Source organism: Nocardioides sp. (assembly GCF_050699375.1).
Lineage (GTDB): Bacteria > Actinomycetota > Actinomycetes > Propionibacteriales > Nocardioidaceae > Nocardioides.
Window position 1 is genome coordinate 1 of the sequence record NZ_JBOHDN010000341.1, and the last position, 10,870, is coordinate 10,870.

At 68.1% G+C, this 10,870-nt stretch carries 9 protein-coding genes and 1 tRNA gene; 2 read left to right on the plus strand and 8 right to left on the minus strand.

Features of this window, described 5'->3' with window-relative positions; translation table 11 throughout:
- Positions 1-61: 61 nt before the first annotated feature.
- The 7 genes from pknB to ACRDPS_RS23205 form a co-directional block, all read right to left on the minus strand.
- Complete coding sequence (pknB, locus tag ACRDPS_RS23175; RefSeq protein WP_431504034.1) at positions 62-1,813, minus strand: Stk1 family PASTA domain-containing Ser/Thr kinase; 1,752 nt, start codon at positions 1,811-1,813, stop codon at positions 62-64.
- A gap of 102 nt (positions 1,814-1,915) precedes the next feature.
- A complete protein-coding gene (locus ACRDPS_RS23180; RefSeq protein ID WP_431504026.1) occupies positions 1,916-3,469 on the minus strand; it encodes a protein kinase domain-containing protein in 1,554 nt (517 codons plus the stop codon).
- The gene (locus tag ACRDPS_RS23185) at positions 3,466-4,944 is read right to left on the minus strand and encodes a peptidoglycan D,D-transpeptidase FtsI family protein (RefSeq protein ID WP_431504027.1); all 1,479 of its coding nucleotides are present in this window, start codon (positions 4,942-4,944) and stop codon (positions 3,466-3,468) included. Before ACRDPS_RS23185 ends, ACRDPS_RS23180 begins: the two co-directional genes overlap by 4 nt.
- Entirely contained in the window at positions 4,941-6,371 is a 1,431-nt protein-coding gene (locus tag ACRDPS_RS23190) for an FtsW/RodA/SpoVE family cell cycle protein (RefSeq protein ID WP_431504028.1), read from the minus strand. The genes ACRDPS_RS23185 and ACRDPS_RS23190 overlap by 4 nt, the downstream gene beginning before the upstream one ends.
- A gap of 64 nt (positions 6,372-6,435) precedes the next feature.
- Positions 6,436-7,770 carry a PP2C family protein-serine/threonine phosphatase gene (locus tag ACRDPS_RS23195; protein ID WP_431504029.1) on the minus strand — a complete coding sequence of 445 codons (1,335 nt, stop codon included), beginning with the start codon at positions 7,768-7,770 and terminating at the stop codon, positions 6,436-6,438.
- Positions 7,767-8,246, minus strand: coding sequence for an FHA domain-containing protein FhaB/FipA (locus ACRDPS_RS23200; RefSeq protein WP_431504030.1), 480 nt, complete (start codon positions 8,244-8,246; stop codon positions 7,767-7,769). The genes ACRDPS_RS23195 and ACRDPS_RS23200 overlap by 4 nt, the downstream gene beginning before the upstream one ends.
- Complete coding sequence (locus tag ACRDPS_RS23205) at positions 8,243-8,950, minus strand: FhaA domain-containing protein (protein WP_431504031.1); 708 nt, start codon at positions 8,948-8,950, stop codon at positions 8,243-8,245. Before ACRDPS_RS23205 ends, ACRDPS_RS23200 begins: the two co-directional genes overlap by 4 nt.
- Positions 8,951-9,231: 281 nt before the next feature.
- Here ACRDPS_RS23205 and ACRDPS_RS23210 point away from each other — a divergent pair.
- Positions 9,232-9,315 (plus strand) — tRNA-Leu (locus ACRDPS_RS23210).
- Between the two features lie 33 nt (positions 9,316-9,348).
- Here ACRDPS_RS23210 and ACRDPS_RS23215 read toward each other — a convergent pair.
- Complete coding sequence (locus tag ACRDPS_RS23215; protein WP_431504032.1) at positions 9,349-9,537, minus strand: hypothetical protein; 189 nt, start codon at positions 9,535-9,537, stop codon at positions 9,349-9,351.
- Between the two features lie 82 nt (positions 9,538-9,619).
- On the opposite strand from ACRDPS_RS23215, the gene ACRDPS_RS23220 reads away from it, so the two are divergent.
- On the plus strand, positions 9,620-10,870 hold a 1,251-nt coding region (locus tag ACRDPS_RS23220; RefSeq protein WP_431504033.1), incomplete at its 3' end, for an ABC transporter substrate-binding protein.

Genomic DNA, 10,870 nt, shown 5'->3' on the forward strand with positions numbered 1-10,870 from the left:
GTTATAACGAGCCGACTCGGCGGGATCTGTGGTCAGTTTGAGCCGACTCGGCGGACCGGGATCAGGGCGCCGCGGGAGAGCTCGGCGGGAGGGCCGGGTCACACGTGGCCGGATCGCCCGGTTCGGCGGTCTGGGTAGCCGAGGCCGAGGGGTTGGCCGGGTCCGTCCCAGGCACCAGCGTCTGACAGCTCGGCAGGGGCTCCTCCTTCGTCGAGACGAAGATGATCACCTCGCGGTCCTTCTCGAGCGGGGTGCCCTTGGCCGGCGTCTGCTCGACGACGGTGCCCTTCGGCTCGTCGGTGTTGGGGTCGTCCTTGACCACAGGAGTGAAGCCCGCATCGCGGATCATCTCCTTGGCCTGCTCGAGTTTCTTGCCGACGACGTCCGGGACCTTCTTCGGCCCCTTGGAGACGGTGATGGTGACCTCGGTGGAGCTTCCTGTGGTCACGCTCTGGCCGTCGACCGGGTCGGACTCGATCACCGTGCCCTTGTCCTTGTCGGAGTCGGCGGTCTCGACCTTCACCGCGAAGTTGTAGGGATCGCCCTCGAGGAAGTCCTTGGCGGCCTTCTGAGACATCCCGATCACGTTGGGCATCTCCCGGTTGGGTGGGCCGGTGGAGACCGTCAGGGTGACGGTGCTGCCCTCCTCGAGATCCTGGCCTGCAGGCGGGTCCTGAGAGATCACCACGCCCACGGCGACGGAATCGCTGGGCTCCTGCTTGATCTTGCCCTCGAACGTGGCCGCGCTCAGCTCGTCCATCGCCTTCTCCTGGGTCAGACCGGCGACGTCGGGCACGGGTGTGCTCTGCGGTCCGAGGGCCGTGGGCAGGAAGTAGGCGCCCACGGCGATCAGGCCGATGATCAGCAGGCCCAGCAGCACGAGCACCCACGGGCGCGGGCCCTCGGGACGCTCGTCCTGCGGAGGGTAGTAGCCACCGGTGGTGGGATCGCCGCCGTACGGACCCGCCGCGACAGCGCGGTTCTGGGCGACCTGGGTCTGGTCGAAGCTCGGCGGGACGACGGCCTGGACCGGGCGCCCGGCGAGATAGCGCTCGACATCGGTACGCATCTCCTGCGCGGACTGGTAGCGGTCCTCGACCCGCTTGGCCAGCGACTTCATCACGATCGCGTCGATCTCACGGGTGAGCGTCGGGTCGTGGGCCGAGGGCGGCTGGGCCTGCTCGCGCACGTGCTGGTAGGCCACCGAGACCGGGGAGTCGCCCACGAACGGCGGGCGACCCGTGAGCAGCTCATAGAGGAGACAGCCGGCCGAGTAGACGTCGGAGCGGGCGTCGACCTGCTCACCACGGGCCTGCTCCGGGCTGAGGTACTGCGCGGTGCCGACCACGGCCGCGGTCTGGGTCATCGTGGACTGGGCGTCGTTGAGCGCCCGGGCGATGCCGAAGTCCATCACCTTCACGTCACCGGCCGGGGTCAGCATGACGTTGCCCGGCTTGATGTCGCGGTGGATGATCCCGTTGCGGTGGCTGTAGTCGAGCGCGTTGAGCACGTCGGAGCTGATCTCCAGCGCTCGCTCGGGCAGGATCTTGCGACCCTCACGGAGCACGTCGCGCAGCGTACGTCCGGCGACATGCTCCATCACGATGTAGGGCTGCGCGACACCGTCCTCGGACTTCTCCTCGCCGGTGTCATAGACCGACACGATCGAGGGGTGGTTGAGCTTGGCCGAGGACTGCGCCTCGCGCCGGAACCGGGCCTGGAACGTGGCATCGCTGGCCAGGTCCATCCGCAGCCGCTTGATCGCGACCACCCGCCCGAGCCGGTGGTCGGTGCCCTTGCGGACCTCCGCCATCCCGCCTCGACCGAGCAGCTCGGCGACCTCGTAGCGGCCGGCGAGGAGTGCTGGCTCCTGGGTGTTCACGTACGTCCCCCCGTAGTGCTACCCGTGATGGGCTCAGCCATTGCCGCCGCCCCCGTTGCCGTTCCCGTTGCCCTCGGTGTTCTCGTCGCCGGGGAGCTCCGGGAAGACCCAGCCGTCGGAGGACTCGCCGTCGGTCGGCTCTTCCTCGTCGGTCTCGTCCTCGTCAGGCTCTTCCTCGGTGGGAGTGGGCTCGACCTCCGGCCGCTCGCTGTAGTAGCGGACGATGATCGTGTCGCCCTCGTAGAGGTTGCGCGTCGGGTCGAGGCTGGAGACCTCGTCCGGCTCATGGCTGCCGTCGTTGTCCTGCACCTGGGGATCGGGCTTCAATCCCATGTCGCTCAGCTCGCGGCGTACCTCATCGACGTTGCGCCCGACGTAGTCGTCCTCGTTGATCTCGATCGCCTTGGGCTCCTCCTCGGCAGCCTCTGTGGGACTGGGCGTGGAGGTTGCGGAGGGAGCCGTGGACGTGTCGCTGGTCGGGTTGTCGTCCGGGCCGCCGGCGAGGGCGGAGAAGATCCAGATCACCGCGAGAACCACGGCGAGCAGCAGCACCAGAACCACGATGTTGAACGGGTTCTTGTACCAGGGCTTCTTCTCGTCGTCGTAGCTCTCGTAGGGGTCCTGGTAGCGCGGCGGACCGTCGGGCGGCGTGGTCGGGCCGACCGGTCCGCCCTGCATGCCGACGAAGGCCGGCGGGCCGGCCACCGGGTCCATGACCGCGGTCGCGGTCGCGTCATCGGTCGGCGGGGCGACCATCGTGGTGGCGTCGGCGTCGGCTTCCTGGCCACCGCCGTGACCAACCATCGCCGAGGTGAACGCCGCCGCGTCGGAGTAGCGGAGGCTGGGGTCCTTCTGGAGGCTCCGCATCACGATCGCGGCCAGATCGGCGGGGACGTGGTCGGGCAGCGGCGGCACCGGGTCGTGCAGGTGCGCGATCGCGGTGGCGACCGGGGTCTCCTTCTGGAACGGCCGGTAGCCGGCCAGGCACTCGAAGGCGACCACACCGAGCGAGTAGACGTCGGAGGCCGGGGTGGCCTTCTCGCCACGCGCCTGCTCGGGCGAAAGATACTGAGGCGTGCCCATCACCTGGCCTGTGCCGGTGATGCCGGTCGACGCCTGTGCCCGGGCGATGCCGAAGTCGGAGACCTTCACCTTGCGGGCCGGGGTGATCAGAAGGTTGGCGGGCTTCACGTCGCGGTGCACGATGCCGGCCCGGTGAGCGGCGGCCAGGGCGTCCCCGGCCTGGCCGAGCAGGTCGCGTACGACCTCGGGGTCCAGGGGGCGGCCGTCACGGAGCAGCTCGGAGAGCGGCTTGTGGTCGACCAGCTCCATCACCAGGAACGGCCGCATCAGCCCGGAGGCGGTCGGCATCTCGCCGACGTCGTAGACGGCCACCACGTTGGGGTGGTGCAGCGCCGCGGCGTGCTTGGCCTCGGACTCGAACCGGGACCGCCCGATGGGGTCCTCGGCGTGCTCGGGCTTGAGGAGCTTGATCGCGACCTCGCGGTTGAGCGTCGTGTCGGTCGCCCGCCACACCTCGCCCATACCGCCGGTGCCGATGAGCTCGTGGAATACGTAACGACTCATGAGATCGCTGCCTCCATCATGGCCTTCGCGATTGGGCCGCCCAGCCGTCCGCCGGCGATCTCGCTGCGTTCGGTGCCGCTCTTCTGGACCATCACGGCGACCGCGATGGATGGGTTCTCGGCCGGGGCGAACGAGGTGAACCAGGCGTACGGCGCGCGCTCGTCGGCGCTCTGTGCTGTGCCGGTCTTACCGGCGACGCTGACGCCGTCGATCGCCCCGGGAGACGCGGTGCCGTTGTCGACGGTGCTGACCATCATCGCGGTGAGACCCTCTGCGGTCTCGTTCGATACAGCGGGCTGGTCGTCGATCTCGGTGGGGTTCCCCCGGTCGATGACGTCGAGCGACGACGATGTCACCCTGTCGACGATGTAGGGCTTCATCACCGTCCCGCCGTTGGCGATGCCGGCCGAGACCATGGCCATCTGGAGCGGCGTCGCCTTGACGTTGAACTGCCCGATGGCGCTGGTCGCCCGGAAGGCCGCGCTGTCGAGCTCGTCGAGGTCGTTGGTGAACGTGCTCGTGGCCTGGTTGGGCAGGTCGGTGAGGTATTTCTGGCCGAACCCGAACTTCCCCGCCTGCTCGTTCATCTGCTCCTTGGTCAGATCGATGCCGAGCTGGCCGAAGGCCGTGTTGCAGGAGACCTCGAGGGCCCGGGTCAGGGTGATCTGGTCACCACCGCAGGAGTTACCGTCATGGTTGGGAAGGTCCTTGTCGCTCTGCGGCAGGTCGAGCACCGCACCGCCATAGACCTTGCTGTCGGGGTCCTTGTCGAGCTCCTCCATGGCGGCCGCGGCGGTGACCAGCTTGAAGACCGAGCCGGGCGGCAGCGCGGTCTGGACGGACCGGTTGAGCAACGGCTCGCTGTCGGCACCGGCCAGCTGGTCGTAGGCCTTCTTCGCGTTACCGAAGTCGTGGGTGGCCAACCGGTCGGGGTTGTAGGTCGGTGTCGAGGCCATCGCCAGGATCTGGCCGGTCTTCGGGTCGATCGCCACCGCGGAGGCCTGGACGTCCTCCCCGAGCGCGGTCAGGCCGTCGTACGCAGCGTCTTGGACCTTCGGGTCGATGGTGAGCTCGACGTTGCCGCCGGAAGGCTCGGAGTTGGTGACCAGGTCGATCAGCCGGTTGGTGAAGAGCCGGTCGTCGCTGCCGGAGAGCACATCGTTCTGCGACTTCTCGATCCCGGTCTGCCCGTAGGAGTAGGAGAGGAACCCGGTGACGGGGGCGTACTTCTTGCCCCCGGGATAGGTGCGCTGCCACTTGAAGGTGTCGTCGCTCGGCTCGCTGGTGACGATCGCCTTCTTGCCGACCAGGATGTCGCCGCGCTGGCGCGAGTAGGCCTCCTCGGTGACCCGTCTGTTGTCGGCGCGGTCGTTGTACCAGTTGGCCTTGAAGAACTGGACGTACGTCAGGTTCAGCATCAGCGCCACGAACAGGATCAGGCAGCCGACGCTGAGCGTGCGGATGGGGCGGTTCACAGCTTCATCGCCCCTTTGTCGAGCTTGACGATCTGGGTCTCCTCGGCTGCAAGGTCTTCATCGGACGGTGCCGTCGGCAGTGGACGGCGGGACTGGTCCGAGACGCGCAACAGCAGGGCCACGATCACCCAGTTGGCGACCAGCGATGACCCACCATACGAGAGGAACGGTGTGGTCAGGCCAGTCAGCGGGATGAGCCCGGTCACGCCACCGACGACGACGAAGGTCTGCAGGGCGACCGAGGTGGCCAGACCCACGGCGAGCAGCTTGCCGAAGTCGTCGCGGGCCACGATGGCCGTACGCAGGCCGCGCTCGACGATCAGGCCGTAGCAGAGCAGCAGGGCGAGCAGGGCGGTCAGACCCAGCTCCTCGCCGATCGCGGGGATGATGAAGTCGGAGTTGGCGTAGGGGATCCGCCAGGGCTGGCCGGAGCCGAAGCCCCGCCCGATCATGCCGCCCCAGGCCATCCCGAACAGGCCCTGGACCAGCTGCTCCGAGGAGGTGCCGTTGACCGCATCCGGGTAATACTTGAACGGGTCGAGCCAGGTCAGCACGCGGACGCGGACGTGGCTGAAGAGGCTGATCGCGGTGAAGACACCGCCGGCGAAGAGCAGGCCGCCGACGACGATCCAGCCCTTGCGCTCGGTCGCGACGTACAGCGTCACCACGAAGAGGCCGTAGAAGAGCAGGCTGGAGCCGAGGTCGCGCTGCAGCACCAGGATCGCGAGGCTGATCACCCACATCATCAGCAGCGGGCCGAGGTCGCGGCCGCGAGGCAGGTCGATGCCGATGACCCTGCGTCCCGCCAGCGCGAGCGCGTCGCGATGGACCGCCAGGTAGCCGGCGAAGCAGATCACCAGCAGCACCTTCGCGATTTCGCCGGGCTGGAAGCTGACCGGCCCGAGGTTGATCCAGATCCGGGCGCCGTTGATCGTCTTCCCGATGATCGGGAGCATCGGCAGGATCAGCATGACCACCGCGCCGAGGCCGGCGGTGTAGGTGAACCGCTGCAGCATCCGGTGGTCGGGGACCACGAAGAGAGTGATCAGGAACAGCACCACACCGATGGTCATCCAGGTCAGCTGCTGGCGGGCGAACGCGTCGGACTCGTTCGCGCCGGCGGCCAGGTCGAGCCGGTGGATGACGGCCAGGCCGAACCCGTTGAGCATCGCGACCAGCGGAAGCAGCACCGGGTCGGCGTACGGAGCAAGCAGGCGTACGCCGATATGGGCTGCCAACAGGATCGCGACGAGCCAGATCCCATAGCCGAAGAGGTCGACCGGGATCTTCTCCTGGACGCCCAGGCCGACCGCGGCGTAGGCACCGATCCCGACCGCCAGGGCCAGGAGCAGCAGGACCAGCTCCGCCCCGCGGCGGGACCGGTGGACGAAGACTGGCACGGAGGTCGCCGGCGTGAATCCGCTCATGCCGCCACCGCCGAATAGTACGGATGTGGCGGCCTGAGGCCTGTTGTCGCTCGCTGGCGCTCGCTCATGACCCGCTTCCCGCGTCGGCAGCGTTCTGGTCGGCCAGCGACTGCACCTTCTCCTTGGCGCCTGCCAGGTCCTTGCTGTGGATGCCGTCCTCGAGCTGGGCCTGGTAGGTCTCAGCGAGGTCGGCGACCTTCAGGTCCGAGGTCTGGTAGGGCTCGGAGAGGTCGAGCCCGATCATCGTGGTGGGCACGCCGCGGAAGATCGTGACGTTGCCCTCCTGCTCGCCGATGTACCACTGGTTCTGGGACCAGACGAACGCCGTCGCGACGCCGATCCAGACGACGCCGAGGAGCGTCAGCAGCCCGAACGCCCAGCGCAGCCGCAGGTGCTTGCCCGGCGCCTGGAGGGCGTAGCGCATCTCCTCCGGGTCGGCCGCGATCGCGCCGTCGGGGATCTCCTCGTCGACCGGGTCCAGCTCGCCGGTGTCACCCATCCGGTGACCGCGGAACAGGGCCGTCATCTGCCCGGTCTTGGTGGTCTTCTTCTTGAGCTCGGCCGCGGCGCCGACCATCTGGGCCTCGAGGCCCGCGGAGGGAACCGTGTCGCCCGGCACCACGTCGGCGACCACGCAGGTCACGTTGTCGGTGCTGCCGGACTCGAGCGAGACCCGGACCAGCTCGACCGCGGCGAACTCCGGGGTCCCGGTGGCGAGGATGTCGGCGATCCGCGGGTCGTCGACGTAGCCGCAGACGCCGTCGCTGCAGAACATCAGCCGGTCGCCGGCCGCGAGGTCGACGATGAACAGGTCGGGCTCGAGCTCCCGGGTCCCGTCGAGGGCCTTGAGGATCAGGTTGCGGTGAGGGTGTGTCTTGGCCTCCTCCTCAGTGATCCTCCCCTCGTCGAGAAGCGTCTGCACGAAGGTGTGGTCGTGGGTGACCTGGTGGATCGCGCCGTTCCTGAGGAGATAGGCACGACTGTCACCGACGTGGCCGAGGGTCAGCTTGGCGCCGTCGAAGAAGCCGACCGTCGAGGTCGTCGAGGTGCCGTTGAGGCTCGGGTCGTGGTCGACCAGGTGGCCGATCTCGTCGTGGGCCATGTGGAGCGCGTGGGAGACGAGGCCGATCAGGTCGTCGTCGACGAGCCCAGGAGAGGGTTCCTCATCGAGCTTGCGCAGCTGCTGGACGGCGGTGCTGGAGGCGATGTCGCCGCGGGCAGCGCCGCCGACACCGTCGCAGACGGTCAACAGCCAGGGTCCGGCGTACCCGCTGTCCTGGTTGTCCTTGCGGACCCGGCCGACGTCGGAGACCGCCGCGAACTCGAGGCGGAACGGCCGTCCGTCGGTGGATCCGGGGCTGGGGGCTGGGTCTGGGGTGGGGTCGGTCGCGGCGGTCACTTGCGCAGCTCCAGGATTGTCTTACCGATCCGCACCTGGGTCCCGAGGGAGATGGCGGTCGGCTGATTGATCCGGACAGACCCGATGTAGGTGCCATTGGTCGATCCGAGGTCCTCCACGAACCACTGGTCGCCGGAGACGGCGATCCGTGCGTGGCGGGTGGACGCGTAGTCGTCATCCAGGAGGATCGCGGCGTCGCTCCCACGGCCGATGACGATGGGTGCCTGCGAGAGCGGGACGGTCACGCCGGCGTTGGATCCGGTGGTGACGGCGACATGCGTGGGTACGCCGCGCTTCGGCGCCCTCGAGGCAGCGGCCTTGCCGCGGCCCGGCGCGGGTGGGGACTGGGGGGTCGCGGCGTTGGTGACCCGCGCGCCGAACATGTCGGAGCGGATCACCGACAACGCTGCCAGCACGAAGATCCACAGGATCGCCAGATAGGCGACCCGGATGAGGAAAAGGGTGAGCTCGCTCAACGGCGTTCCTCCACGATATGCGAGGTGATGACGGTGGTGCCGATGCGCACCTGAGAGCCGTCGTCCAAGGTTGCACTCGCCATCTTCTGTCCGTTGACCAGCATGCCGTTGGTGGAGCCGAGGTCATAGACCTCGACCCGCACACGGTCGCCGGCCTGCTTCGAGCGGAACTCGATGTGGCGACGGCTGATGCCCGGATCGTTGATGCGAAGGTCGGCATCGGTGCCTCGGCCCACGACTACGTTGCCGTGGAGCGGGTGCCGGGTGCCGTTGATCTCCAGGAAAGCCTGTGCGCGGCTGACCTGGGTGTCGCTCATGTCCCCGCCCGAGACCGCCGCCTGGGCGCGACTGCGCACCCGGAACCGGCCGATCGTCAGGTCGTTCGCCTCGCCGAACTCGATGTTCACGCGGCCCGGGAAGACGAACCCCTGTGCCTCGGCGTGGTCCATGAGCTGGCGTTTCAGCTCTTCCTTGAGATGGGGGCCGTACGACTCCAGCTTGCCGAGGTCGCTGGCGGACAGCTCCACGTGGAAGTCGTTGGGGACGAGCCTTCGCTGGCGGCTGAGCACCTGGGCGTTGTTGTCGATCTCGCGCTGGAGCGCGGCGACGATCTCCACCGACTTCACCTCGGACCGGAACGCCTTGGCGAACGCGCCTGAGATGAGCTGCTCCAGCCTCTGCTCGAACTTCTGCAGGCCGCTCACGTGTTGCGCTCCTCTCAGGTGCCGGGGTGGTCCGGTTTGGTGGCCGGGTCAGGTCGGGTGCTGCCTCACGCAGGCGTGGGCCGTGGCTTGGCTGCGTACGGGCATAGTGGTCCCCCCGGATTCGGCCCGATCGTATCGGTGCACCCTAGGGGATCTGCCACTTCCCGCGATCTGCGTGGTTTCGATCCTCCCACGATCCGGTGACCACCAGCGTCAAGGCGAGCGGGGCGCCGTCGTTTTGGGCGGTCGTCGGCGCGTGGGATAACCTTCTTGTGCTGCACGCGCGAGTGGCGGAATAGGCAGACGCGCACGGTTCAGGTCCGTGTGTCCGAAAGGACGTGGGGGTTCAACTCCCCCCTCGCGCACACCCTCGGTGATCACCAGCCACGTGCTCACCGTCAGACGCCCAGGTGGGCGAGGCGCTTGCTGACGACCTCGAGCTGAGCACCAGGGGCAACGCCGAGGGCGACCTCGTCGAGGTAGTGGCCCATCTCGTCAGCGACCGTGAACAGCGTGTCGGGCAGGTCGACCTCCTGCGGCCTCACCGCAGGCGACCAGTCACCGAGGGTGCCCATATCGCCCCCCATTGTCTGGATCGTCCGGGTGCGCGTAGGGTCGAGGTCGGACCATTTGCTGGTCAGAGCGGTCGGCGCGACGCAGGAGGACGGCATGCCGGTTGTGACCCCGTGGACCCGTCGAGACTTCCTTCGCATCACGACGGCGCTCGGCGCGGCCGCCGCCCTGGGGGGGTGCGCCAGTGAGTCGGACAGCCCGACCGAGGGCGGGACGGCGGCGGCGGGTCAGGCGCCCAAGGAGGTCTTCACCGAGCCCGCGACCAAGCTGTCCGGGTCGCTCACGTTGCTGGTCTGGAGCCACTTCGTACCGAGCCACGACAAGTGGTTCGACAAGTTCGCCGCCAGCTGGGGCAAGCGGGTGGGCGTGGACGTGCGTGTCGACCACGTCGACGTCGGGAACGTGCCCACCCAGATCGCGTCGGAGCTGCAGGCGGGTCAGGGTCACGACCTGATGCAGTACATCGCGACGCTGTCCCAGTTCGAGCCCAGCGTGCTCGACCTGGCCGACGTGAACGAAGAGGCCAACAAGCGTCACGGCGAGCAGCTCAAGATCTGCACGGACTCCAGCTACAACCCGCACACCGATAAGTACTACGCGTTCGCGCCGGGCTGGGTCCCCGACCCCGGGAACTTCCGGAAGAGCCTCTGGGAGCCGGCGGGGTTCCCGGACGGACCCACGTCCTGGCAGGAACTGCTCGAGGGCGGCACCGAGATCAAGAAGTCCCAGAGCGTGCAGCTCGGACTCGGCATGTCGCAGGAGATCGACTCCAACATGGCGGCACACGCGCTGCTGTGGTCACACGGCGCGTCAATCCAGGACGAGAACGAGACCGTCGTCCTGAACTCGCCGGAGACGATGGAAGCCGTCGACGTGATGCGGCGCCTCTATGAGGGCGCGATGACCGACGAGGTGTTCGCCTGGAACGCGGCGAGCAACAACGAGGGGCTCATCTCGGGCGAGCTCAGCTACATCCTCAACTCGATCTCGGCCTACCGGTCGTCCCAGGACGTCAACCCCGAGGTCGCGTCGGACACCTTCTTCGTCAAGGCGCTCGACGGCTCGCAGTCCGGGTTGGCCGCCCAGCACGTCATGTACAACTACATCGTCCCGACGAAGGCCAAGAACCCGGACGCCGCGAAGGAGTTCCTGCTCCACCTCGCCGACAACTTCGCGTTGGCGACGTACCACTCCAAGCTCTATGACTTCCCGTCGTGGACGAGTCTGGCGCCGAAGCTCGGGGACTGGCTCGCGGACGACCCGTTCGGCTCGCAGCCGTCGGACAATCTGTCCTTCCTCGGCGACGTCGAGGCGGCGGCGGAGTGGAGCACCAGCATCGGGCACCCG